Here is a 25,023-nt window from a genome sequence, read left to right on the forward strand (position 1 = left end):
CGACCGACACGCTCCAGACCCTTTCTGGCCCAGAATCACTTGCTTGCAGACTATGAACATCGACTACCTCAAGAAAATCCTGACCGCCCGCGTCTATGACGTCGCCACCGAAACGCCGCTGGAACTGGCACCTGCCCTGTCGCAGCGCCTGAACAACCAGATTTACTTCAAGCGCGAAGACATGCAAAGCGTGTTCAGCTTCAAGATTCGCGGCGCCTACAACAAGATGTCCAAGCTCAGCGAAGCGGAACGCAAGCGCGGCGTGATCTGCGCCTCGGCCGGCAACCATGCCCAGGGCGTGGCCCTGTCGGCCGCCCGCATGGGTTGCCGCGCCGTCATCGTCATGCCCACTACCACGCCGCTGGTGAAGGTCGAGGCGGTCAAGGGGCGCGGCGGCGTGAACGTGGAAGTGGTGCTGCACGGCGAGTCGTACACGGATGCCTACAATCACGCGCTGACCCTGGAAAAGGAACAGAAGCTGACCTTCGTGCACCCGTTCGACGACCCGGACGTGATCGCGGGCCAGGGCACGATCGGCATGGAAATCCTGCGCCAGCACGCCGGGCCCATCCACGCCATCTTCGCCCCTATCGGCGGCGGCGGCTTGATCGCCGGCATTGCCGCCTACGTGAAACAGATTCGCCCCGACATCAAGATCATCGGCGTGCAAAGCGTCGATTCGAACGCCATGGCCCGCTCGCTGAAGGCGGGCGAACGCGTGACCCTGAACGACGTGGGCCTGTTCGCCGACGGCACGGCCGTGCGCCTGGCCGGCGAGGAAACCTTCCGCCTGGTGCAGGCGTATGTCGATGAAATCATCACGGTCGACACGGACGCCATCTGCGCCGCCATCAAGGATGTGTTTACGGACACGCGCAGCATTCTGGAGCCGTCCGGCGCGCTGGCCATCGCCGGCGCCAAGGCCTACGTGGAACGGGCCAGCCTGACCAAGCACCCCGTCAACAATGAAACCCTGGTCACGATCGCCAGCGGCGCGAACATGAATTTCGACCGTTTGCGTTTTGTGGCGGAACGGGCCGAGCTGGGGGAATTCCGGGAAGCCGTGTTTGCCGTCACCATGCGCGAACAGCGGGGCAGCTTCAAGCGTTTCTGTTCGCTGATCGGCGCGCGCAACGTGACGGAATTCAATTACCGCATCAGCGATGAAAAAGCCGCGCACGTGTTCGTCGGCATCCAGATTGCCGACCGGCATGAATCAAGCGTGCTGGCGAAGACCTTCGAGGAACACGAATTCAAGACCCTGGACCTGACCCACGACGAGCTGGCCAAGTCGCACATCCGCCACCTGGTGGGTGGCAAGAGCCGCCTGGCGCAGGACGAGCTGCTGTACCGCTTCGAATTCCCCGAACGCCCGGGCGCGCTGATGCGCTTCCTCGACAGCATGGCGCCGAATTGGAATATTTCCCTGTGCCATTACCGCAGCCAGGGCGGCGACGTGGGCCGCATCCTGATCGGCCTGCAAGTGCCGCCCGATGAAATGGGAGAATTCGCCCGCTTCCTCGATACCCTGGGGTATCGTTACTGGGATGAAAGCAGCAATCCCGTGTATAAGCTGTTCCTGGGTTAAATTGGCAAGTAACCCTACTGCAAATGCTGGGGTCAGACCCGTCGGGTCTGACCCCGGTCCTGCCCTTGGGTTGAAATAAGCTACCATTCACCCTTCACAGAATTTGTAGCCACGCCACCATGACCACCACCAACGACCTCGCCGAACAATCTCCCCTGGGCAAAAGCTCCGCCTACCGCACCGATTACGCGCCGGAATTGCTGTTTCCGATTCCGCGCCAGGGCAAGCGCGACGAGCTGGAACTGCCCGGTACATTACCGTTTTTCGGCCTCGATATCTGGAATGCCTACGAACTGTCGTGGCTGAACCAGCGCGGCAAGCCGCAGGTGGCGATTGCCAAGGTCAGCGCGCCGGCCGATTCGCCCAACATCATCGAATCGAAATCGTTCAAGCTGTACCTGAACTCGTTCAACCAGACCAAGCTGGACAGCCCGGAAGCCCTGTTGATCTTGCTCAAGCAGGATTTATCGAAGGGCTTCGGCGCGCCCGTGCAAGTGGAGCTGACCTTGCAGGAAGATTTCGGCAAACTGAAAATGGGCGAATTCGACGGCGTGCTGCTCGACCGCCTGGACCTGGAAATCACGCAATACACACCCTCGCCGCAGCTCTTGAAGGCGGCGCTCGATGAAGCGCCGGTGGAAGAAAAACTGGTGTCACATTTGCTCAAATCGAATTGCCTGGTGACGGGACAGCCGGACTGGGGCAGCGTGCAGATCGAATATGCGGGACCGCAGATCGACCAGGAAAGCCTGTTGCGCTACCTGATCGGTTTCCGCGAACACAATGAATTCCACGAGCAATGTGTGGAGCGCATCTTTGTTGATATCTTGCGCCAGTGCAAACCGCAAAAACTGTCCGTGTATGCGCGCTATACGCGCCGCGGCGGCCTCGACATCAATCCCTGGCGCAGCAACTTCAGCACGGGAGCGATGCCGGGCAATCTGCGCAATGCGCGCCAGTAACGCTAGGCAACACCGCGCAACACCCCAAAACCATGCCAACAGGAATGTTGGCTGTGTTTTAAAACAACGTTGCAGTAGTGCCGCAGAGCATGTCAAAGACGCTGAAAAATCGGAAAATCGGCATTCGGCGGCGGAAAAACCGGCGCGCGGCGTGTTTTTAATCAAGAAATAGCCGATGTGCGCCGATGTTATTTTTTTGCTAAAATGATGGCCACATAGGCTATAGCGCCCACTGCGCCCGCGGCGGGCGTATACTGTTGAGAATTGGCGTTACAGGCCGCGAAAACAGGCCTATAATTCGGCTCGCAAGCCCTCTGCGCATTGCACCATTTCATTGAGTGTCATGACTAATCTTAGCAAAATATTATCTCTCGAAAACGTCCTTCTGGACCTGGAAGTCTCCAGCAAGAAGCGCGCTTTCGAGCAAGCCGGCCTGATCTTCGAAAACAATTACGGCATCGCCCGCTCTACCGTCTCGGACAATCTGTTTGCCCGCGAACGCCTGGGCTCAACGGGTCTGGGCCATGGCGTGGCCGTGCCGCATGGCAGGGTCAAGGGCAGCAAGACCTTGAAATCGCCGCTGGGCGCCTTCGTGCGCCTGGCCGAGCCGATTCCGTTCGAATCGCCCGATGGCAAACCCGTCAATCTGCTGTTTTTCCTGCTGATTCCCGATCATGTCACCCAGCAACATCTGGAAATCCTGTCGGAAATCGCCGAAATGTTTTCCGATGACGCCTTCCGCACGGCATTGGCCACGGATCCGGAACCGAAATCCGTGCATTCGCGCATCGTCAATTGGCAACCCAGTCTGCAAGCGGCGGGTTAAACTTCAGGTATTCCTCCACTCCTGAAGAAGACTGCCATGTTGCAAACGCCGCTGACGATACAACGCCTGTACGACGATAATCGTGAAAGTCTGCAACTGGGCTGGTTCGCCGGCTTCCCCGGCGGCGAACGCCTGATCTCGGGCGACGTCTCGTCGGCCGCCGACCAGGTGGGCCACTTGAACCTGATCCATCCGGGCCGCATCCAGGTCTTTGGCCACCAGGAAATCAATTACTACCAGCGCCTGAAGGTCAACACGCGCACCCACGTGATCGGCGAACTGATCGCCGGCGGTCCGCCCGCGCTGATCATCGCGCAAGGGCTGGAAACGCCGCCCGACATCCTCGCCATCTGCGACGAGCAAAACATCCCCCTGTTCTCGACCCCGCTGCCGGCTGCGCAAGTGATCGACTTCCTGCGCGTCTACCTGTCGAAAAAGTTGGCACAACGCATCATCATGCATGGCGTGTTCATGGACGTGCTGGGTGTGGGCGTGCTGATCACGGGCGATTCGGGCCTGGGCAAGAGCGAGCTGGGGCTGGAGCTGATTTCGCGCAGCCACGGCCTGGTGGCCGACGACGCCGTCGAATTCTCGCGCATCGCGCCGAACATGATCGAAGGCCGCTGCCCGCCCCTGCTGCAAAACCTGCTGGAAGTGCGGGGCCTGGGTTTACTCGACATCAAGGCCATCTTTGGCGAAACGGCCGTGCGCCGCAAGATGCGCCTGAAACTGATCGTGCACCTGGTGCGCCGCAACGCGCTGGAGGAAGAAGTCGAGCGCCTGCCCTTCCTGTTCCCCACGGAAGACGTGCTGGGCTTGCCCGTGCGCAAGGTCGTCATCCCCGTCGCCGCCGGCCGCAACATCGCCGTGCTGCTGGAAGCGGCCGTGCGCAACACGATTCTGCAGCTGCGCGGCATCGATACCTTGCAGGAGTTCATGGAGCGGCAACGCCTCGCCATGAGTGGCGATTAACAACGTAGGTCGGATTAGCGGGGCCGCCGAGGTGGGGCAAGGCCCCGCGTAATCCGACGACAATGTTGGCGCGTGCAGCAAAGAAATACCACAGTCCAAATTGCAATAATTTGTAAAGATAATTGCCTCGGGAGCGCAGTGCCGTCCTTTATTGTATGATCGGGCTATGCATATCGTCCTTATCACCGGAATATCCGGCTCCGGTAAATCCGTCGCGCTCAATGTGCTGGAAGATACCGGCTACTATTGTGTCGACAACCTGCCGCCGGCCTTACTGCCGAGCCTGGTACAAACCCTGCTTGACGAAGGCACGCCGCAGCTGGCCGTGGCCGTCGATGCGCGCAGCGCCGAGTCGCTCGTCAGCTTGCCGCACAATGTAGCCCTGTTGCGCGACCAGGGGCATGACGTCAAGGTCATGTTCCTGACAGCCACCACGCATTCGCTGGTGGCGCGCTTCTCGGAAACGCGGCGCAGCCATCCCCTGTCGCACGAATTGCGCCCGAACCAGAATCCGGCCAGCCGCCGCACCCTGATCGAGTGCATCTCGGAAGAACGCGAACGCCTGTCGGCCATCGAGCAGCTGGGCCATGTGATCGATACCTCGGAACTGAGCGCCAACAAGCTGCGTGCCTGGATCAAGGATATCGTCGCCTCCGAACGCGCGCCGCTGACCCTGTTTTTCGAATCGTTCGCCTTCAAGCTGGGCGTGCCGCTCGATGCCGATTTCGTCTTCGATGTGCGGGCCTTGCCCAATCCCTATTACGACCTGGCGCTGCGCCCGCTCGACGGCCGCGACGCGCCCGTGATCGCCTTTCTCGACGCGCAGCCCAGCGCGCTGGAACTGCTGGCCGACATCCGCGCCTTCATCGAGAAATGGCTGCCGTCATTCAAGTCCGACAACCGCAGCTACCTGACGGTGGCTCTCGGTTGCACGGGCGGCCAGCACCGCTCCGTGTACATGGCGGAGCGGCTGGCGCAATACTTCGGCCCCAACGAGCGGGTAGTGCTGCGCCACCGCGAGCGTTCTTAATCAGTCGAGGTGGCGCAGCGGATGCGCTTGCGCCGGCCAGACGGGGGCAAAGAAGCGCGCCACCATGCCGGCATCGACCTCGTCCAGGCTTGATGGGTTCCAGCGCGGCGCATTGTCCTTGTCGACCACCAGCGCGCGCACGCCTTCGAGCACTTCGCCATGTTCGAAATTGTGGCGCACCACGCTGCGTTCCATGCGCAGGCAATCGGCCACGCCCAGATGGGCGCCCCGCTGCAGCAACTCCAGGGTCACGCACATCATCAAGGGCGAACGCAAGCGCATGGCCGCCAGGGCCTTCGCGGCGAACGCGCTGTCGTCCTGCGCCAGCGAGGTCATGATGGCCGCCACCGAACCCGCGCTGAAGTGGCGGTCCAGCGCCGCGCGCGCCGCGGCCAGGGGGAAGCGCCCGCCTCGGCCTGGAAGGGCGCCGCCAGCGCCTTGATGGCGACCGGCAAGGCCTCGCCCGGCGTGGACTCGAACAGGGCCAGCAACGCCCCCATCTGCGCCTCGGGCAGATACACATCGGCCAGGCCCGTGTACAGGGCGTCGGCCGCGTTGATCGTCAAGCCCGTCAAGCCCAGGTACAGGCCCAGCCGGCCCGCCAGGCGGGAAAGAAAGTAACTGCCGCCCACGTCGGGGAACAGGCCGATATTGACTTCCGGCATGGCCATGCGCGTGCGGCCTGTGACGATGCGCAGGCGGTTGCCGGGCCCGGCTTGCGCCACGCCCATGCCGCCGCCCATCACCACGCCGTCCATCACGGCGATATACGGTTTCGGGTAGAAGTGAATCAGATGATTTAAAGCATATTCTTCCGTAAAGAAATCTTCCAGCTGGGCGCTGCCGCCTTGCGGCGTGGCCAGGCCCGCATCGTAAAAGAAACGGATGTCGCCGCCGGCGCACAGGGCTTTCTCGCTGCTGGAGCGGATCACGACGGCATCCACCTGCGGGTCGTCGCGCCAGGCCAGCAAGGCCGCGTTCAGGGCGCGCACCATCTCCAGCGACAGGGAATTCAAGGCTTTCGGGCGGTCGAGCACGATGTGCCCCGTGCGGTGGCGGATGGAGGTCTGGACAAAGTCGCTCATGGCAGGATGGAAAGAAGTGAAAGTGCCAACATTCTAGCGCCTGCGCGGGGAACATTGCGTTCGACAGGGACGGGCGCAAAAAAGGGCGCAATGTGCGCCCTTAGTTGATCACAACCGGTTGAAAGTCGCAGGCCGCTTAGGCGGCGGCGAATTCTTCTTCCGAGTTGTCTGGCAGATGCTTGATCGCCTCTTTACCGTGCCCTTGCACTTTGGTTTTGTATTTCATCACTTGCCTATCGAGCTTGTCGATCAGGGCATCGATCGCGGCATACAGGTCTTGCGCCAGGCTTTCCACATAGACGGTTTTGCCACTCAGACGCAGGTTGACTTCGGCCTTTTGACGTTTTTCTTTCTCTTTGAGGTTATCCACGGTCAGAATCACGGCGATATCGATGACTTGATCGAAATGACGTTTCACGCGCTCCAGCTTCGTTTGTACGTATTCACGGATGGCTGGTGTCACTTCGAGATGATGTCCGCTGATGGTGAGATTCATACACACTCCTAAAGATGATCGGGTTCGTGCGGTCCATCCTATCCGGCCCGCAGAGGAACCGAAAAAACTTACAAACACTTACGCAGGCTCACTGGCGGAATTTTCAATGCTTCCCGGTATTTGGCAACAGTACGTCGCGCAATCACCATGCCTTGTTCCCCCAGCATGTCCGCAATCTTACTGTCGGATAAAGGATTTTTAGGGTCTTCTGCTCCTGTCAGTTGCACGATCAATGCCCGTATCGCCGTCGATGACGCTTCGCCCCCCGCTTCGGTGGCGACGTGGCTACCAAAGAAATATTTCAACTCGAACATGCCGTGCGGGGTCAGCATGTACTTTTGAGTTGTTACCCGCGAGATAGTACTCTCGTGTAAACCCAGTGTATCAGCTATTTCACGGAGCACAAGGGGGCGCATGGCAACGGCCCCATGCGAGAAAAAGTTCTTTTGCCTTTCTACTATCGCCTGCGCCACGCGCAGGATCGTGTCGAAGCGCTGGCGCATATTCTTGATCAGCCACTTGGCTTCCTGCAACTGTGCGCCCATGGCGCCCTCGCCCTTGCCCTGCTTGAGCAGGTTGGCGTACATGGCGTTGACGCGCAGGCGCGGCATGACGTCGTTGTTCAGGGTGACTTGCCAGCCATTGCGCGCGCGCTTGACGACGACGTCGGGCACCACATAGTCGGACACGTCCGAGGCGAACACGGCGCCCGGGTGCGGATTGCACTGGCGAATCACCGTCTGCGCCTCGCGCAAGTCTTCCTCGTCGCAATCGAGGGCTTTCTTCAGCTTGTTGAAATCGCGCTGGGCAAACCAGGCCAGGTGCTTTTCCACGATGACGAGGGCCATGCGCCGCGTCACCATGGCGACGTGCGGCAAGCGCTTGATCTGCAGCGCCAGGCATTCGGACGCATTGCGCGCACCCACGCCCGGCGGATCGAAACTTTGCAGCAGCGACAAGGCCGTGCGCATCTCGTCGGCGTCGATTTCCAGCTCTTCCGGCAGGCGCGCCAGGATGTCGTCGAGCGACTCTTCCAGATAGCCATTGTCGTCGAGCGCGTCGATGATCAGCTCGACCAGCGCGCGGTCGCGCAACTCGAGCACCGTCACGCGCATCTGCTCCATCAGGTGCTCGCGCAGGGTGCAGTGGTGGGCCTCCAATTGCGGACGGGAATCTTCGTCGTCGGGCGCCTTGCCCCGGCTCGCCTCGCTCCAGTCGCTGTCGCCGCCATCCGCGGCGGCCGCGCCGTCGCCCCCTCGCCGTCAAACGTTTCCGCTTCGGCCGGCGCTGCGGGCGCCTCCTGGCCTGGCGGCTGGGGCGGCGCTTCGGCCGGCGCGGCCGTGGAACTCAAGGCCCCGTCGGACAGCAGGCGCAGCGAACGGTCGAGCGGATCGTCGAGGCGCTCGAGCAAGGGATTGTCCGTCAGCAGCTGCTCGAGTTCCTGGTGCAATTCCAGGGTAGACAATTGCAACAGGCGTATCGATTGCTGCAACTGCGGCGTCAGTGCCAGATGCTGCGAAGTGCGCAGCTGCAATGATTGTTTCATTGGCTCACATGCGGAAGTGTTCGCCCAGATAGACCCGGCGTACCGACTCGTTGGCGATGATGTCGTCGGGGCGTCCCGACGCCAGCACCGAACCCTGGTTGATGATGTAGGCACGGTCGCAAATACCCAGCGTCTCGCGCACATTATGATCGGTGATCAGCACGCCGATATTGCGCTCCTTCAAGAAGCGCACGATGCGCTGGATCTCGATGACGGCGATCGGATCGACGCCGGCGAAGGGCTCGTCGAGCAGCACGAAACGGGGATCGGTGGCCAGCGCGCGGGCGATTTCCACGCGGCGGCGCTCGCCGCCCGACAGGGACAGGGCCTGGTTCTCGCGCAACTTTTCAATCTGCAGGTCGGCCAGCAGTTTATCCAGGCGCTCCTCGATCTCGGCCTTCTTCAGGGGACGGCCTTCGACGGTCTGGATTTCCAGCACGGCACGGATATTGTCTTCCACCGTCAGCTTGCGGAACACGGACGCTTCCTGCGGCAGGTACGACAGGCCCATCTGCGCGCGGCGGTGGATCGGCAGGCTGGAAATGTCCACGCCGCTGATATCGATGCTGCCGCCATCGGACGGCACCAGGCCGACGATCATGTAGAACGACGTGGTCTTGCCGGCGCCGTTCGGGCCCAGCAGCCCCACCACTTCGCCGCATTCGACTTGCAGCGACACGTCATGCACGACTTGCCGCTTGCCATAGGTTTTTTGCAGCCCGCGAACGATCAGGGTACTGCCGCAACGAGTATTGTCCATTATTTCGTTCCTGGCGCAGGCGTGGCCGGCGCTTTCTCCGCCGCGGGCGCCTTGGTCTTCGGCTGGATCACCATGCGCACGCTGCCGCCATCGGGGGTGCTGGTGCCGCTGTTGGAATTTTCCATCGCAAACACTTCCTTGCGGCTGTCATACGAGATGAAGGCGCCATTGGCCACGTCGGTCACTTTCGTGCCCTCCAGGCGCGTCAGCTTGGCCCGGGTAAACAGTTTCACCACTTCCGTCTTGTTGTCGTATTCCACGCGCTCCGCTTCGCCTTCGACCCACAGGTCGCCCGCGCCATCGCGCTTCTGGCGGAAGGTGGCCAGCTTGCCGGGATCGGCCCAGAAGGTAATGAACTGGTAGCCTTGCGGGTCTTCCGTGATCAGGGCCCGGCCCGCCTTCATGGTCAGGGTGCCCTTGACCAGCACGACGTCGCCCGTCAGGGTACGGATCTGCTTGACGTCATCGACGTGGCCGCTACGCGCCGTGATGACGGCTTCCTTCTCGGAATCGGCCTTCTCGGCATGCGCCACGCCCATCATGGCCAGAGAAAATACGCTCAACAGCAAGATGTTCTTCATAGTATGGTTTCCTTGTTTCATTCTGTCATTTTGCCGCCGCGGCCGGGCGCGGTTTCGGCGGGAGGACCATGCGCAGCGCATTTTGCACTTCCACCACGCCGGTGGCGTTATTGGCCTTCATGCCGATGCCATTGAGGCGCGAAGTACCCGTCAGGATATCGACCGGCACGTCCGTTTCCATTCTTTCCTCGTCCGGAAACACCGTCAGCGCTTCCGTCCTCACGGTCAGGTTCTGCGCCTTCGGACTGGCCGCGCGATCGATCACGACCTTGCGGTGCAGTTGCAGCCGGGTATTATCCTGGTCGATATGCGCCAGTTCCGCATTCATGTTCAGCGGCGGCATGCCGGGCGTCAGCTTGCGCACGAAGGGCTGGTCGATATCGGACGAATCGTCGAGCGGATAATGCGTGAGCTTGGTGCCCGACACGATATAGCTGGGTTTACCCGTCAAATCCATGCGCACCAGGCTGAAATTGGTGATGAAATAGTCGGGCTCGTCCAGATGCTTGCTGGCCCTGATGTCCTGGCCATTCTTGTTCATCACTTCGAGCAGCCAGAAGCTGCCCAGCGCGACGACAACCGCGCCCAGCACGGTAAAAATCATGCGCCAGCGATGGGCGCCTCTTGGCTTACGCATAGGGCTTCACTCTTTCAAAGGTCACTGGCGGCAAGGCGCGCCTCACTCCAGGAACGGCGCCATGACGCGCGCATAGTTGTCCTGGGCGCGCAGCAGGAATTCGCAGATCTCGCGCACCGCGCCGCGGCCGCCGCCGGCCTGCGTCACATGGTGCGCCAGGCCCTGCGCTTCCGGACGCCCGCCCGGCACGCTGACGGCAAAGCCCACGCGGCGCAGGATGGGCGCATCGATGACGTCGTCGCCGATGTAGCCGCATTGCTCTTCCGTCAAGCCCGTCAGCGCCAGCAGTTCGCGAAACGGCGTCAGCTTGTCGTGACCGCCCTGGTGCACATGGGTAATGCCCAGGTCTTGCGCGCGGCGCGCCGTGATGGCCGAGCGGCGCGCGCTGATGATGGCCGTCTGCACGCCCGATTCCTGCAGCAGCTTGATGCCCAGGCCATCATACACATTAAACGTTTTCATCATTTCGCCATCGGGGCCGAAGTGCAGGCTGCCGTCGGTGAGCACGCCATCGACGTCAAAGATCATCAGTCTGACCTTGGCGGCGCGCGCCAGGTTGTCCGCTACGCTGTCCATCAGATCACCTTCGCTTGCGTCAGATCATGGATATGCAGCGCGCCCACCAGCTTGCCGTCGGCATCGACGACCAGCATCTGATTGATGCGGAACTGTTCCATCACGGCCACGGCGTCGACGGCCAGGCGCTCGGGCGCGATGCTGCGCGGCTGCGCATGCATGACGTCGCGGATCGCCACTTGCGTGAAATCCTGCACGCGCTCGAACATGCGGCGCAAGTCGCCATCCGTAAACACGCCCACGGGGCGGTTGTCCGCATCGACGACGGCCGTCATGCCCATGCCCTTCTTCGTCATCTCTTCCAGCGCCTGCAGCAGCGAAGCTTCCACCGGCACCTGCGGCACCCGTTCACCGCTGCGCATGACGTCATGCACGTGCGTGAGCAGGCGGCGGCCCAGGGCGCCGCCCGGGTGCGAGCGGGCGAAATCTTCTTCCTTGAAGCCGCGCAAGTCGAGCAAGGCCACGGCGATCGCGTCGCCCAGGGCCAGGGTGACGGTGGTGCTGGCCGTCGGCGCCAGGTTCAGCGGACAGGCTTCTTTCTCAACAGAAATATCCAGGTGCACATCGGCCAGCTGCGCCAGGCTGGAGTTCGGCTTGCCCGTCATGGAAATGAGCACGCCGCCCATGCGCTTGACGACGGGCATGATGGCCATCAGCTCGGACGATTCGCCCGAGTACGAGATGGCAATAAAAGCATCGTCCGACGTGACCATGCCCAGGTCGCCATGGGCCGCTTCGGCCGGATGCACGAACAGGGCCGGCGTGCCGGTGGAAGCGAGGGTGGCGGCAATCTTGCGCGCGATATGGCCGGACTTGCCGATGCCGGAAACGACGACACGCCCCTTGCACTGCAGCAACAGCGCCACGGCGCGGCCCACGCTGTCGTCCGTGGCCAGGCGCGCGTGCAGCGCAACGATGGCGTCGGACTCGATCTGCAAGGTGGTGCGGGCCAGCGCGACGGCGCGCTCGGCCGTCGCTTGCATGTCAATTCGATCAAAAGCTTTCAGCATTGTTTTTTCATGGGTTACACTCATGCCCAAAGTATAAACGAATTAGGAAAGCAAAAAACTTGCCAGTCACAACAAACAACGATTTCCATTGACCGCACCGGGCAACCCATGTTTTCCTCGCTTGAACTGACCCTGATGTTACTCGGCAGCGCCGTGCTGGGCGTGGTCGCTTTCAGAATGTTGCATTTGCCGCCCATGCTGGGCTACCTGGCCGTCGGCATCGTCATCGGCCCCCATGCGCTGGGCCTGGCGGCGGAAAACGAAGCCAGCCACACCCTGGCCGAGTTCGGCGTCGTCTTCCTGATGTTTTCCATCGGGCTCGAGTTTTCTTTGCCCAAGTTCCTCGCCATGCGGCGCATCGTCTTCGGCCTAGGCATGGCGCAGGTGGTCACCACCATCATCGCCACCGTCGTCTTCGGCTGGTTCGTCGGGCGCTACCTGTCCGCCTACATCCACCTGAGCTGGCAAGCCGCGTTCGCCCTGGGCGGCGCGCTGGCCATGTCGTCGACGGCCATCGTCTCGAAAATGCTCACGGAGCGGCTGGAACTGGAAAGCGAACACGGCCGCAAGATCATCGGCATTCTGCTGTTCCAGGACCTGGCCGTGGTGCCCCTGCTGATCCTCATTCCCGCCCTCACGCGCGATTCGGACAACCTGGCCGAAACCCTGGCCTGGGCCGGCGGCAAGGCGCTGGTCGTGCTGATCTTGCTGCTGTTCATCGGCCAGAAGATGGTGCGCGGCTGGCTGACCATCGTCGCCAAGCGCCGCTCGCAGGAATTGTTCATGCTCAACCTGCTGCTGATCACCCTGGGCGCGGCCTGGATCACGGAGCGGGCCGGGCTGTCGCTGGCCCTGGGGGCGTTTGTTGCCGGCATGCTCATTTCCGAGACGGAATTCAAGCACCAGGTGGAAGAGGATATCAAGCCCTTCCGCGATGTGCTGCTGGGCCTGTTCTTCATCACCGTCGGCATGCTGCTCAATATCCGCGTGGTGCTGGACAACTGGTGGCTGGTCCTGCTGCTGCTGTGCGGCCCCGTGCTGCTGAAGTTCGCCCTGATCGCGGGCCTGGCCCGGCTGTTCGGGTCCAGCAACGGCGTGGCCTTGCGCACGGGGCTGGGACTGGCGCAGGCGGGCGAGTTCGGCTTCGTGCTGCTGAACCTGGCCGGCGGCATCAAGCTGATGGACCCGTTCGTCGTGCAGGTGGTGCTGGCCTCGATGGTGCTGTCGATGCTGGCGGCGCCCTTTCTCATCGCCAAATCCGATGCCATCGTCATGAAACTGGCGGCCAACGACTGGATGATGCAATCCCTGGCCCTGACCAAGATCGCCACGCGCACGATGGCTTCGCAGAAACACGTGCTGATCGCCGGCTTCGGGCGCAGCGGGCAAAGCCTGGCCACCCTGCTGGCGGAAGAAAAGATCGAATACCACGCGCTGGACCTGGACCCGGAACGGGTGCAGGAAGCGCAGCTGGCCGGCGCCCACGTCTCGTATGGCGACGCGGGCCGGCGCGAAAGCCTGGTGGCGGCCGGCATCTACCGGGCCAGCGCCGTGGTGATCACGTATGCGAATACCCCTTCGGCACTGAAGTTATTGCATTTGCTCAAAGAAATGGCGCCGACCTTGCCCGTCATCGTGCGCAGCCACGACGATACCGATCTCGACCAGTTGAAGAAGGCGGGCGCGGCCGAGGTGGTGCCGGAATTGATGGAAGGCAGCCTGATGCTCGCTTCGCATGCGCTGATCATGATGGGCGTGCCCCTGCGCCGCGTCGTGCACCGGGTGCAGGCGGCGCGCGAGGAGCGCTACGCCTCCCTGCGCGGCTATTTCCACGGTTCCAGCGATGCGGGCGACGATGCGGAACTGGAACGCCTGCATACGGTCACCGTCAGCGAGGATGCGCACTGCGTGGGTTTACCGTTGAGTACGATCGACGTGGCCGGCTGCGGCGCGTTCGTGACGGCCATCCGCCGCGGCCGCGGCAGCCTCGACGTCACCCCCGAGACACAACTGGCCAGCGGCGACGTGGTGGTGCTGCGCGGCACGGCCGACGCCGTGGCCAAAGCGGAAACGTTACTATTGAAATAATCAGCCGGCCTGCGGCTGCCGGCTGACGACCTTGTTGCGGCCATCGGCCTTGGCCTGGTACAGGGCCTGGTCGGCATGCGCCACCAGTTGCTGCGCCACCGATTCGATGGGTAGCAGCGCCGCGTCCGCTTCCAGGCTGGCCACGCCGATCGACACGCTGACCCACGCCTGCGCGCTGCCCGGCAAGTCGAACATGGTGCCGGCGATGCTGGCGCGGATGCGTTCGGCAACGAAGGTCGCGCTGTCGAGATCGGCGTCGATCAGCAGGACGACGAATTCCTCGCCGCCGAAGCGGCCCAGCGCGTCCGAACGGCGCAATTCCGTGCGGATGCGCGTGGCCACTTCGCGCAACACCTCGTCGCCGCCCTGGTGGCCATGCGTGTCATTGACCGATTTAAAATGGTCGATATCGATATACATGCATGAAATGCAATAATTCTGGCGCCGCGCGCGGGCGATTTCTTCCAGCAGCCGGCGGTCGATATAGCGGCGGTTGTAGACGCCCGTCAGGGAATCGGTCAGGCCGATATATTTGAGCATTTCATTGCTGATCACGTTTTCCAGGCAGATGGCGATGATGGACGCCATGTGCTTGATGAAATCCGTGCCCAGCGCGGGCGTAAAGCGCGTCGCGTCGCCGCTGGCCAGGTTCAGGCTGCCAATCAGGCGCTTGTTGCGCAGCAAGGGCACCAGCGCCACGCTGCGCAGGGGAACGTCGATCTGCGGAAAACGCGGGCCGTGCACGGCCGCATCGAAGGCGTCGAGCAGCGGCAGCGGCGGCAAGGCCGCTTCCCCCTCGGCCACAGGCCTTGGTGCGGCAAAACCCAGCTCCGCCACGGCATGCACGAACAGCAACTGCGGAAAAGCGCTGAAATCGACGCCCAGCTTTTCCATCACCAGCACGATATCATCATCCTCGTCGAGCAGGCTCAGGGTGACGCCGTCGAGGTCGGAAATCACGGGCAAGGTGCGGAAGATGGTGCCGATCAACTCGGGAAACGTGGACGCGCTGACGATTTCCAGGTCGAACGCCTGGTGGCGGCACATGATGTCGTGGTTGCGCTCGACCTGTTCCAGCAGGAAAGCCATGCGCGCGCGCAAGGCCTGGTTTTCGGCTTCGAGGCTGGCAATGCGCGGGTCCGGCGGTATTGCTTGATTCATAGAAACCTTAAACCCTTATGTACGGGCGCCATGCTCAAAATGCCAGTTCGAAACCGATGTCCTGTCCCACCACGATACGCTCATCGCCACCTTCCGTGACGATGGCGTTCATGCCGAAGCAGATGGCGCCGTCGAGCTCGGGCTTGGCGCGATAGCCATGCATGACGTCGAGCGGGTCCGGTCCGGGCACGCCCGTGGCCTGGTCCACCGACGGGATCGGGCAACGCGAACACGGCTTGACGGGTTTCAAGGTTGTCGCGCCGAATTGCAGGAATTCGGCGTAGTCTTCCTCGAAGGCGCCGATGTCGCCGATGACCAGGTTGGGGCGGAAGCGGTTCATCGGCAGAGGTTCACGGCCGGCGGCGCGCAGCTTGTCATTGACGTCGGCCAGCGAGGCACTGCCCGCGATCAGCACCGGGTAGCCATCGGCAAACATGGTCGAAGCGGCAACGCCATCCGTCCATTTGGTGCTGGTGGCGCGCACCACGTCCGGGTGAAAGCGCACCAGGCGGCACGGCACGCCGATGGCCTGGCTGAACCAGGTGGCCGTGACCTCGTCGCAATCGTAGGCGCGCACGGTATCGTCCCACACCTGCACCTCCAGCATCGGTGCCAGCTGCGGATGCGGCAAGCCCAGCTCGATTTCCAGACGCAGCATGCCCGGCGCGCGCAATTCCAGCGTGGTGGCCTTGATGGACGGCACGATCAGCGCCATGCGCGGATGTTCGCGCTGGGTCAAAAAGCGGCCCTGCGGGTCCACCACCATCCATTCGCGGTCGAACACGTGCTCGCTCATCAGCCCTGAGCGCGTCAGGACCGCCTCGCGCAAATGGATGCCGGCGCAGGATTTGATCGGATACAGGATGATGTCGGACAGGATAGCCATGGACAGGGGAGAAGGAACAGTGTTGCTGCTTCTGCCAGGAAATTATTCAGAAACGAAGTATGGCAGCAAAGCGGGCAAGCGTAAATCGGCCAGGCCCAGCCGAAGCGGCTGGGCCTGCATGACAAGGATCAATACGTATAGAAAATACGCTGGATTTCTTGCGTGCTGTTGGTTTTGGTCAAGGCCAGCATCAGCAGGATGCGGGCTTTTTGCGGGTTCAGGGTGTCGGACACGACACTGTCGAGTTCATCGTCGTTGGCTTCGCCATTGCGCGCCACGATGCCCTGGCCGACCCGGCTCGAACGCACGATCAGCACGCCCTTCTGGCGCGCTTCCACCAGGGCCGGCTTCATTTGCGCGGCCACGCTGCCATCGCCCACGCCCGCGTGGATGATGCCCTTGGCGCCGGCGGCAATGAAGGCGTCCATGCCGACACGGTTCATATTGGCGTAGCCGTAGACGATGTCCACTTGGGGCAAAGCGTCGAGCTTGCTGATGTCAAATTCCGATTCCAGGGTGTGCTTGCGCGTCGACTGGCGGTAAAGAAGGCCTTGCTGCCCTGGATGTAGCCGAGCATGCCCAGTTCCGGCGACTTGAAGGTGTCCGTCGTCGACGTATTCGTCTTGGTCACTTCGCGCGCCGCGTTGATCTGGTCGTTCAAGGCCACCAGCACGCCCTTGCCCACGGCTTCCTTGCTGCCTGCCAGCATCACGGCGTTGTACAGGTTGATGGGGCCGTCCGCGGAGATGGCGGTCGAGGGACGCATGGCGCCCACCACCACGACCGGCTTGTGGCTTTTCACGGTCAGGTTCAGGAAATACGCCGTTTCTTCGATGGTGTCGGTGCCGTGCGTGACGACCACGCCGTCCACGTCAGCGGAGGCCAGCAGCACGTTGATGCGCTTGGCCAGGGCCAGCCAGTGGCTGTTGCCCATGCTTTCGCTGGCGATCTGGAACACTTGCTCGCCTTTCACATTCGCCACTTTTTTCAGTTCCGGCACGGCCGCGATCAGGCGCTCGACGCCCACGGTGGCCGAGGTGTAGCCGACGGTGGTGGTGCTGTCGGCGCCGCTGCCGGCGATGGTGCCGCCCGTGGCCAGGATCACCACATTCGGCAATTTGACGGCCGCCTGCTGCGCGCGTGCGGGGGACGCGGCAACAAAGCCCATCAGCAAGGTGGCCAGCATCAGCTGTGCACAAGAATGGAATTTGCGTGAAAACATGGTGCTCCTGTTCGGTGATGTGTCAAAGATAACAAAGTCGTGTGCAAATTATATGTCATCAGTGCGGCAAAAAAGTCCCGATTGACGCGTTCTGCGCAAACGTGCGCGCCTTCCCATGCGCTACAGTGGCGCCATGTCCACACTCCTGTCCTTCCGCTCTTGCCTCGTCCTGCCGTTCGTCCTGATGGCGCTGGGCGCCTGCTCCACGCAGGTCGAACTGCGCGCGGCGGCGCAGCAGGAGCAGTGGGGACGTGAAGCCGCTGGCCAGGGCGACTGGGCGCAAGCCATGCGCGGCTACGCGGCCGCGGCCGAGAATGCCGAACTGGGCCATGGCGATGCAGCTTGGCAGGCGCGGCTGCACCACGAAGCGGGTCGCGCCGCCAGCGCCGCCTGCCGCTACGATGCGGCCGCATTTCATTTCCGCCAGGCGATCGCGCTGGCAAAGCAGGCCGGTACATCGAGCGCCCCCAGCGACAAGGCGCTGGAATCGCTACAGGCCGGCAAACCTTGCGCAGTTCCCCCATGAACGTCGCGCGCACCTTGCTGGCAGCATCCACCCTCTTTACCGGCATGGCGTCCGCGTGCGCCGCCGAGCCGGCGCTCCCCTATGGGAAGCGGGCGTCTTCGGCGGCACGGCCGTCACGCCCGCCTATCCAGGCGCCAGCGAGCGCTCGACGCGCAGCCTGGCCCTGCCCTATCTGATTTATCGCGGGAAAGTCTTGCGCGCCGACCGTTCCGGCGTGGGCGCGCGCCTGCTCGACACGGATCGCCTCGATTTCGATATCGGTTTTGCCCTGTCCTTGCCGGCCCGTTCCAGCGACGTGCCCGCCCGGCGCGGCATGCCGGACCTGGGCACCCTGGTGGAATTTGGCCCGCGCCTGAAAATCAAGCTGGCCGCACCGACGCAGCACAGCCGCCTGGGCCTGGAACTGCCCCTGCGCGCCGTCCTCGAAGCGCGCGGCGGCCTGCGCCGCCAGGGCGCCACGTTCGAGCCGCGCCTCGTGTATGCGCTGCAAGGCGAGCAGCAGGCATGGCACCTCGACGCCAGCCTCGGCGCCGTGCTGGGCAATGCCGCCATCAACGATTACTTGTATGGCGTCAGCCCCGCGTTTGCCGCCGATGGGCGCCCCGCGTATGCGGCCAAAAGCGGGCTGATGCTCACGCGCCTGGGCCTGGGCGGTTCGTACCGGCTGCATCAGGACTGGCGCGCCTTTGCCTTTTTGCGCTATGACAACTACACAGGCGCCGCCAACCGCGCCAGTCCCCTGTTGCGCCAGAACAGCGGCACCTCGGCCGGCATCGGCCTGATGTGGACATGGCAACGCTCGGAGAGCCTGGCACGGGGACCGGAAGACTAGCGGCAAGGCGGCTTAAAACTCCGTCGTGGCCGACAGCATGACCGTGCGCGGCGCGCCCAGGCCCAGGCTGGTCCATTGCGGCAGCGCCCAGTACGCCCGGTTGCCGACGTTCGTCACACTGGCGCGCACGGTCAGGGGCCGGCCGGCCGCACGGGTGGCATAGCGGGCGCCCAGGTCAAACACGGTGCGGCCCGGCACGGACAGCGAATTGTCGGCATTGATGTATTGCTTCGATGCCGCCGTCGCATTCGCCGTCAGGGTCACGCCGGGGATGGCGGGCGCATCCCACTCGACGCCCAGCTTCGCTTGCAGCCTGGGCACGCCCGTTGCCTGCTTGCCCTGGTTGGCGCCGCCCACCGTCTTGCTCAAGACCGGATCGACATACGCGACGCCGCCCATCAGGCGCACGTCGCGCAGGGGCGAACCGAAAAAGCCCCAATCGACGCCGCGGTTGCGCTGCTCGCCGCCGAAAGAAAAGACATTGCTGACCGGATCGACATAGCTGCTGGGCCGTTTGATTTCATACACGCTGACCGTGTGCGCGAACTCGCCCAGGTCGGCCTTGAAGCCAAGCTCCGCCTGCTTCGACTTGTATGGCGCAAAGACTTCGCCCGAATTGGCCGCCGTCAGCGGCGCCGTGGCGCCCTGGCTCAAGCCTTCGATGTAATTGCCGTACAGAGAAACCGTGTTGCTCGCCTTGAGCAGCAGGGCGACGGCTGGCGTGGTGGCGCCTTGGTCGTAACGCGAGGTGCGCGCGCCCGTCTTGATGTTGAAGCTATCGCTGAGCACTTCCTGGCGGCGCAAGCCCACCGTCAGTTGCACCTTGTCTTGCGCAAAGGAAAGCGTATCGACCAGGCCAACGCTAGCCAGGCGCAGCTCCGCCTTGGAAATTTGCGGCGCCTCGAAGCGCGTCGCCGGTCCCCAGACGGGGCGATAGATATTCGTGATCCAATCTTTCGCCAAGGTATTGCGGCGTCCGTACTGCTTGTCCGTGTGGTGATAATACGTGGCGTTGACGGCCCATTGATGGCCGATATCGCCCGTGCGCAGCTTGCCCCGCAAGCCCGCTTCCGCCGACTGTTTCTCCACATCAAAACCCAGGTCCGCAAGATTGGTACGGTAATCGCCGGCCGTGTTGAACACCTGGATCAGATAGGCACCCGTCGACCGGTAGTCGGCCCGGCTGGCGCCAACGGCGGCATACGCCAACACCTGCCCGCTCACGTCCAGTTCGCCGCGCAGCATGGCGCCCTTGTCCCTGGTGTCGTAAAACGCCCAGCTGGGATTGAGCAGGGTCTCCGGTTTCGGCGGACGCGGCACGGGCAAGCCGGCGGCCAGGTTGACGCCCCGGTTCAAGCCGTCGGCGCGGTCCTCGCTGCGATACAGGTCGGCGGACAGGCGCGCGCCGTTGCCACGCCAGTCCAGGCCCACGGACACGAGCCGGCTCTTCTTTTGCTGGTGGTCGATGGCACCGTCGCCATCGCGGTAGACGCCGTTGACGCGGATGCCGAACTGTTTATTCTCGCCAAAACGCTGCCCCAGATCAATATGTCCTCCCCATTGCGAGTCCGACATGTACGACGCCGTCACGCGCGCCAGCGGCGTGTCGCCCGCGCGCTTGGGCACGAGGTTGATGCTGCCGCCCACCGAGCCGCCCGGTGGCATGCCGTTGAGCAAGGCCGATGGCCCCTTCAGCACTTCGATGCGCTCGAACATTTCCGGCGAGGTGCGGTAGTACGGCGATATACCGTACAGCCCGCCAAACGCGACGTCGCCGATATTCGAGCTGAAGCCCCGTATCGAGTAGTTTTCGCCGATGATGCCCGTCATGCCGCTGCTGAAGACGGTGGGATCCGTCGCGGCAATCACATCGGTGATGTCGCGCGCCTGCCGGTCTTCGATGAATTTGTCCGTATAGCTGATGGTGTTGAACGGGGTTTCCATGAAATCCTTATCGCCCAGGAAACCCACGCGGCCGCCGGACGCCACCTGCCCGCCGGCATAGGCCTCCGTCACGGTGTTACCTTTGCCCCACACCGTCACGGCCGGCATGGTCGCGGCGGCCTCGGCGGCGACGCTGTGCGCCGGCTCGCGGCGCACCGTGTAGCTGCCATTGCCCTCGCGCACGGCTTGCAAGCCGTGGCCGCGCAGCAATTCGTAAAAACCCTCGGGCACGCTGTAGCTGCCGGACAGGCCGGCGCTGTTTTTCCCTGCAGCAGGCCCGCATCCACCGTCAATTCGATGCCCGCCGCCGCCGCGAAGGTGTTGAGCGCCAGGCCCAGCGTTCCCGCCGGCACGCTGAACGCTTGCCGGGCCTGGCCCGCCCCCGCTTGTGCATAGGCCGGCGGGACCGCCACGCCCAGCGCCCCCACGGTCAAGCCCGTGATGAGCGCCAGTTGCACGGCGGTGGCGATACGGCTCAGGTTCAAGGCGGGAAGGTGGCGTGTCGCCATGCGTGTTGCCATAATTAAGTCCTTTTCAGATGGGATGATTGCTTGTTCTCACCTATCTCCCGAACGAAAAGGCAAAATCCTCAATGCAAATACGAATCATTACCAAAATAACTTACATCACTGGTAACCCTTGAGCACGTCATCGATCACCCGTTTCAGCGACGTCACGCTGGCCGCCGTGATGTACCAGGCATCCGCATCGACGAAGACCACGCGGCCGTTTTTCCAGGCATTGGTCTGGCGCAACAACGGATTGGCCATCTGCTCGGCCGTCATGACGGGACGGTGTTCCATCACGGCCGTGCGGTCCACGACATAGATGATGTCGGGATTGGCTTGCTGGATGAACTCGCTGGATATGGGCTGGCCATGCAAGCCCGCCTCGACGGCCGTGCTGGCCGGTTTGACGCCCAGCGCGTCGAAGACAAAACCGTAGCGCGACTGCACGCCGAACGCGCTGAAGGCGCCGTTGTTGTGCAGCACGATCAGCGCCTTCTCGGGACGGTCCTGCGTCACCTTGCGCGCGGCCGCCACCTGGTCGTCCAGCTCCTGCGCTTTATGACGAGCAATATCCTCCTTGCCGAAGATACGCCCCAGTGTCCCCAAGTGCTGCTTGACCACGTCGATGTGCTTGCTCTCGCTGTTCTGGTAATCGACGTCGAAATGCAAGGTCGGCGCGATCTGGCTCAGTTCCTTGTAGTGATTGGCCTGGATCGAGGTCATCAGCACGAGGTCGGGCTGGAGCGCGTGGATATGCTCGAGATTGGGCTGCACGATGGCGCCCAGGTCGCGGATGGCCTCGTCATCCTTGTAGCGGGTAAGAAAGTGCGGCACGTAATCCTTCACCATGCCGGCCACGGGCACGCCCAGCTGGTCGAGAAAATCGACTTCGTTCATGTCGAGCACGGCCACCCTCTGCGGACGATGTGTGACCACCGTCGTGCCCAGCTTGTGCACGATGGTGATGGGCGCGAACGCCTGCGGTGGCGCAGAGGCGGCGGGCGCTGGCGTGGCCGGCTTGTCGGTACAGCCTTGCAGGACGGCCGCGGCGGCAAGCAGCACGGCCAGCACACGGCGGGATTTGTTGCAGATCATGTCAAGCTCCTGTGGGGGTAAAGTAATTGCAGAGGCAGCCGCGTTCATTGCGCACGATATGGAAATCGATGTCGTACAGCGCGCGCAAGCGCTGTTCCGTCACGACCTCGTGGGCGGGGCCGGAAAAGCGCACGGCGCCGTCCTGCATGGCGACGATGTGGTCCGAATAATTGGCGGCGAAATTGATGTCGTGGATCACCAGGACCACGGTGCGGCCCTGTTCGTCGCACAGGCGGCGCAGCGCGCGCATGATCTGCACGGCGTGCTTCATGTCGAGGTTGTTGAGCGGCTCGTCGAGCAGCAGAATATCCGTCTGCTGGGCAATCGTCATGGCCAGGAAGGCCATCTGGCGCTGGCCGCCGCTCAGCTCGTCGACGTAGGCGGTGCGCAGCGCGTCGAGCGACAGAAAGGCGATGGCGTCGGTGATCGCCTGCCGGTCCTGCGCCGTCAGCGCGCCGCGGCTGTAGGGGAAGCGGCCAAAGGCAACCAGCTCTTCCACCGTCAGGCGCAGATGGAAATCGGGAGCCTGGCGCAGGGTAGCCACCTGGCGCGCATACTCCGGGATCTTGATTGAGGCGATATCGCGCCCGCCTATCGTGATCTCGCCACTATTCGCTTCCTGCAGGCGCGCGATAAGCATCAGCAAGGTCGTCTTGCCGGCACCGTTGGGGCCGATCAAGGACGTCACTTTCCCCTTGGGAAACTGCACGCTGACCTTGGCCAGCACGCGCCTGGCGCCGTAGCTTTTTTCGATATGGTTGACGTGGATCATGCTGTGCCCCGGGTGCGGACCATGAGCGTGAGGAAATACGCGCCACACACCAGGTTGACGAGGATGCCGACCGTGGTCCGGTAATTGAAAACGTGCTCGACCAGCAGCTGGGCGGCGAGGAAGATGGCGATGGCGATGCCGCAGCCCAGCGGCAAGGTGACGCGGTGGCGCGCCGTGCGGGCCAGGGCGTAAGTCGTGTTCGCCACAAAGATGCCCATGAAGGCCGTGGGCCCCAGCAAGCTCGTCGACACGGCCACCAGCACGGCGATCAGCGCCAGCTGCAGCTGCACCATGCGCCGGTAATCGATGCCGAGCGAGATGGCCTGCTCGCGCCCCAGCGCCAGCACGTCGAGCGCCGGCAGGGTCTTCGCCACGGCCACGCAGGCGGCGCCCGCCAGCAGGGCCGAGTACAGCAGTTGCACCGGCTGCGCCTTGTTGAACGAGGCCTGGCTGAATCCTTGCAAGATGGCAAATTCGCCCGGACTGATGCGCAGCTGGATGAACTGGGTGAACGTGCCGATCACCATCGTCAGCACAAAGCCCAGCAACAGCAAAAAATATACGTCGTTCTTGCCATCACGAAACAGCCAGGAATGGATGGCCCAGGAATACGCGAGCATCAGCGCGATGGACACGACGAAATTGCCGTTCTGCCCCAGCAGCACCACGCTGTGCATGCCCATCGCGAGGATCAGCAGCGACTGCAGCAGCACATACACGGCCTCGTAACCCATGACGGCCGGCGTCAGGATGCGGTTGCCGGCGATGGTCTGGAAAACGATCGACGACACGGCCACGCAGACGCCGCCGATGGCGATGGCGGCCAGGCGCGCCAGGCGCTTCGGGATGATGTAATCGAGGTCGAAATTGGCGCCGAGGAAGAGGAAAGCCAGCGCCAGGACAAACACGGCCAGCCAGAGCGTGCGCTGCCTGAGGATGCTGATCATCGCCGCCCCCGGATGATCAGCATGAGGAACAGCACCCCGCCCACGCCGCCCGCCGTCAGGCCGATCGGCACTTCGAACGGGTAGATCAGCAGGCGCCCGGCGATGTCGCAGGCCAGCAGCAGCGAGGCGCCGCACAGGGCGACGATGGGCAGGGTGCGGCCCAGCTTGTCGCCGTAGTGCAAGGCCACCAGATTGGGGATGGCCAGCCCGACAAACGGGATGGCCCCTACCGTGATCACCGTGGCCGCCACCGTGACGGCCACCAGCATCAGGCCCAGCGCCACCGTGGCCGCATAGTTCAGGCCCAGGCTGGTCGCGAGCCCCTCGCCCATGCCCAGCACCGTAAAGCGCTGCGCGTACAGATACGCGAGGGCAACGATGGGCAGGACCAGGTAGATGATTTCATAGTTGCCCTGGACGATTTTCGAGAAATCGCCGAGCAGCCAGCCCTGCATGCTTTGCAGGATGTTGTGGCGGTAGGCATAGAACTCGGCCACGGCGCTGAGCACGCCGCCATACACGAGGCCGATGACGGGGACCAGAATCGTGTTCTTGAAACGGATGCGGCGGATCAAGGCCACATACACGAGGCTGGCGACAAGGCAGAAGACCAGCGCGAACGCCATCTTGCCCGCCGTGCCCGCCGTTGGCGCCACGGTCAGCGCGACGAGGATGCCCAGCTTGGCCGCGTCGAGGCCGCCCGACGTGGCCGGCTCGACGAATTTGTTGCGCACGATGTGCTGCAGGATGATGCCGCAGACGGACAGGCCCACGCCCGTCAGCACCAGCGCCGCCAGGCGGGGCAGGCGGCTGGCCGTCAGGGTCAGCCACGTATCACCTGACAGCGCGCCGGAAGACAACGATGGCGACAGCAGCTGCGCCCACTCCATCTGCCGCGCGCCCACCAGCAGCGAGGCGGCGCACAGCAGCAGGAAGACGAAAAACAGACGCGCCTGTATCAAATCGTCATCC

At 63.0% G+C, this 25,023-nt stretch carries 22 protein-coding genes and 3 pseudogenes; 8 read left to right on the plus strand and 17 right to left on the minus strand.

The genetic code is table 11. From position 1 onward, the window contains the following. Positions 1–52: 52 nt before the first annotated feature. From ilvA to rapZ, 5 genes are all read left to right on the plus strand, one after another. Positions 53–1,588 (plus strand): threonine ammonia-lyase, biosynthetic, encoded by a 1,536-nt coding sequence (ilvA, locus tag ACRHIG_RS00475; RefSeq protein WP_034753344.1) that lies wholly within the window; start codon positions 53–55, stop codon positions 1,586–1,588. 119 nt (positions 1,589–1,707) lie between these two features. Further along, on the plus strand, positions 1,708–2,550 hold the full coding sequence (queF, locus tag ACRHIG_RS00480) for an NADPH-dependent 7-cyano-7-deazaguanine reductase QueF (protein WP_489629077.1): 843 nt from the start codon (positions 1,708–1,710) through the stop codon (positions 2,548–2,550). 343 nt (positions 2,551–2,893) lie between these two features. Next, positions 2,894–3,376 carry a PTS sugar transporter subunit IIA gene (locus ACRHIG_RS00485; protein ID WP_034753339.1) on the plus strand — a complete coding sequence of 161 codons (483 nt, stop codon included), beginning with the start codon at positions 2,894–2,896 and terminating at the stop codon, positions 3,374–3,376. A gap of 36 nt (positions 3,377–3,412) precedes the next feature. Then, positions 3,413–4,348: an HPr(Ser) kinase/phosphatase gene (hprK, locus tag ACRHIG_RS00490; RefSeq protein WP_034753337.1), complete on the plus strand. Its 936-nt coding sequence runs from the start codon at positions 3,413–3,415 to the stop codon at positions 4,346–4,348. A gap of 166 nt (positions 4,349–4,514) precedes the next feature. After that, positions 4,515–5,378, plus strand: a complete 864-nt coding sequence (rapZ, locus tag ACRHIG_RS00495; protein ID WP_139092210.1) for an RNase adapter RapZ — start codon at positions 4,515–4,517, stop codon at positions 5,376–5,378. Here rapZ and ACRHIG_RS00500 read toward each other — a convergent pair. The 8 genes and pseudogenes from ACRHIG_RS00500 to ACRHIG_RS00535 form a co-directional block, all read right to left on the minus strand. Further along, positions 5,379–6,463, minus strand: a pseudogene (locus ACRHIG_RS00500) (3-hydroxyisobutyryl-CoA hydrolase). A 136-nt stretch (positions 6,464–6,599) separates the two neighbouring features. Next, the gene (hpf, locus tag ACRHIG_RS00505; protein WP_436497672.1) at positions 6,600–6,959 is read right to left on the minus strand and encodes a ribosome hibernation-promoting factor, HPF/YfiA family; all 360 of its coding nucleotides are present in this window, start codon (positions 6,957–6,959) and stop codon (positions 6,600–6,602) included. Between the two features lie 68 nt (positions 6,960–7,027). After that, positions 7,028–8,505, minus strand: a pseudogene (locus tag ACRHIG_RS00510) (RNA polymerase factor sigma-54). A 4-nt stretch (positions 8,506–8,509) separates the two neighbouring features. Beyond that, positions 8,510–9,265, minus strand: a complete 756-nt coding sequence (gene lptB / locus ACRHIG_RS00515) for an LPS export ABC transporter ATP-binding protein (protein WP_034753325.1) — start codon at positions 9,263–9,265, stop codon at positions 8,510–8,512. Next, a complete protein-coding gene (lptA, locus tag ACRHIG_RS00520; protein ID WP_489629078.1) occupies positions 9,265–9,846 on the minus strand; it encodes a lipopolysaccharide transport periplasmic protein LptA in 582 nt (193 codons plus the stop codon). The genes lptB and lptA overlap by 1 nt, the downstream gene beginning before the upstream one ends. A 25-nt stretch (positions 9,847–9,871) precedes the next feature. Then, the gene (lptC, locus tag ACRHIG_RS00525) at positions 9,872–10,483 is read right to left on the minus strand and encodes an LPS export ABC transporter periplasmic protein LptC (RefSeq protein ID WP_489629079.1); all 612 of its coding nucleotides are present in this window, start codon (positions 10,481–10,483) and stop codon (positions 9,872–9,874) included. Positions 10,484–10,525: 42 nt separating this feature from the next. After that, on the minus strand, positions 10,526–11,059 hold the full coding sequence (locus ACRHIG_RS00530; protein WP_489629080.1) for a KdsC family phosphatase: 534 nt from the start codon (positions 11,057–11,059) through the stop codon (positions 10,526–10,528). After that, positions 11,059–12,069 (minus strand): KpsF/GutQ family sugar-phosphate isomerase, encoded by a 1,011-nt coding sequence (locus ACRHIG_RS00535; RefSeq protein ID WP_489629081.1) that lies wholly within the window; start codon positions 12,067–12,069, stop codon positions 11,059–11,061. Before ACRHIG_RS00535 ends, ACRHIG_RS00530 begins: the two co-directional genes overlap by 1 nt. A gap of 108 nt (positions 12,070–12,177) precedes the next feature. On the opposite strand from ACRHIG_RS00535, the gene ACRHIG_RS00540 reads away from it, so the two are divergent. Beyond that, a complete protein-coding gene (locus ACRHIG_RS00540) occupies positions 12,178–14,157 on the plus strand; it encodes a cation:proton antiporter domain-containing protein (protein WP_475417111.1) in 1,980 nt (659 codons plus the stop codon). On the opposite strand, the gene ACRHIG_RS00545 is transcribed toward ACRHIG_RS00540, so the two are convergent. The 3 genes and pseudogenes from ACRHIG_RS00545 to ACRHIG_RS00555 form a co-directional block, all read right to left on the minus strand. After that, a complete protein-coding gene (locus ACRHIG_RS00545; RefSeq protein WP_489629082.1) occupies positions 14,158–15,318 on the minus strand; it encodes a GGDEF domain-containing protein in 1,161 nt (386 codons plus the stop codon). A 34-nt stretch (positions 15,319–15,352) separates the two neighbouring features. Next, positions 15,353–16,204 (minus strand): MOSC domain-containing protein, encoded by an 852-nt coding sequence (locus ACRHIG_RS00550; RefSeq protein WP_475417109.1) that lies wholly within the window; start codon positions 16,202–16,204, stop codon positions 15,353–15,355. Positions 16,205–16,332: 128 nt separating this feature from the next. Next, positions 16,333–17,426 (minus strand): annotated as a pseudogene (locus ACRHIG_RS00555) (type II asparaginase). A 133-nt stretch (positions 17,427–17,559) separates the two neighbouring features. On the opposite strand from ACRHIG_RS00555, the gene ACRHIG_RS00560 reads away from it, so the two are divergent. Both ACRHIG_RS00560 and ACRHIG_RS00565 read left to right on the plus strand, forming a co-directional pair. Beyond that, complete coding sequence (locus tag ACRHIG_RS00560; protein WP_489629083.1) at positions 17,560–17,952, plus strand: hypothetical protein; 393 nt, start codon at positions 17,560–17,562, stop codon at positions 17,950–17,952. Between the two features lie 55 nt (positions 17,953–18,007). Beyond that, positions 18,008–18,784, plus strand: coding sequence for a MipA/OmpV family protein (locus ACRHIG_RS00565; protein ID WP_489629084.1), 777 nt, complete (start codon positions 18,008–18,010; stop codon positions 18,782–18,784). Positions 18,785–18,796: 12 nt separating this feature from the next. Here the strand turns inward: ACRHIG_RS00565 and ACRHIG_RS00570 are convergent, their stop codons facing one another. The 6 genes from ACRHIG_RS00570 to ACRHIG_RS00595 all read right to left on the minus strand — a co-directional run bounded on the left by ACRHIG_RS00570 (position 18,797) and on the right by ACRHIG_RS00595 (position 25,010). Next, the gene (locus tag ACRHIG_RS00570) at positions 18,797–20,911 is read right to left on the minus strand and encodes a TonB-dependent receptor (protein WP_489630904.1); all 2,115 of its coding nucleotides are present in this window, start codon (positions 20,909–20,911) and stop codon (positions 18,797–18,799) included. Continuing rightward, positions 20,824–21,249, minus strand: a complete 426-nt coding sequence (locus ACRHIG_RS00575; protein ID WP_489629085.1) for a hypothetical protein — start codon at positions 21,247–21,249, stop codon at positions 20,824–20,826. Before ACRHIG_RS00575 ends, ACRHIG_RS00570 begins: the two co-directional genes overlap by 88 nt. A 105-nt stretch (positions 21,250–21,354) precedes the next feature. After that, positions 21,355–22,332 carry a siderophore ABC transporter substrate-binding protein gene (locus ACRHIG_RS00580; protein WP_489629086.1) on the minus strand — a complete coding sequence of 326 codons (978 nt, stop codon included), beginning with the start codon at positions 22,330–22,332 and terminating at the stop codon, positions 21,355–21,357. A gap of 1 nt (position 22,333) precedes the next feature. Continuing rightward, positions 22,334–23,104 (minus strand): iron ABC transporter ATP-binding protein, encoded by a 771-nt coding sequence (locus ACRHIG_RS00585; protein WP_475417103.1) that lies wholly within the window; start codon positions 23,102–23,104, stop codon positions 22,334–22,336. Beyond that, complete coding sequence (locus ACRHIG_RS00590; RefSeq protein WP_489629087.1) at positions 23,101–24,051, minus strand: iron chelate uptake ABC transporter family permease subunit; 951 nt, start codon at positions 24,049–24,051, stop codon at positions 23,101–23,103. Before ACRHIG_RS00590 ends, ACRHIG_RS00585 begins: the two co-directional genes overlap by 4 nt. Next, positions 24,048–25,010, minus strand: a complete 963-nt coding sequence (locus tag ACRHIG_RS00595) for an ABC transporter permease (protein WP_489630905.1) — start codon at positions 25,008–25,010, stop codon at positions 24,048–24,050. Before ACRHIG_RS00595 ends, ACRHIG_RS00590 begins: the two co-directional genes overlap by 4 nt. Positions 25,011–25,023: the final 13 nt, after the last annotated feature.

The sequence above is a fragment of the Janthinobacterium sp. C22 genome (assembly GCF_057919405.1).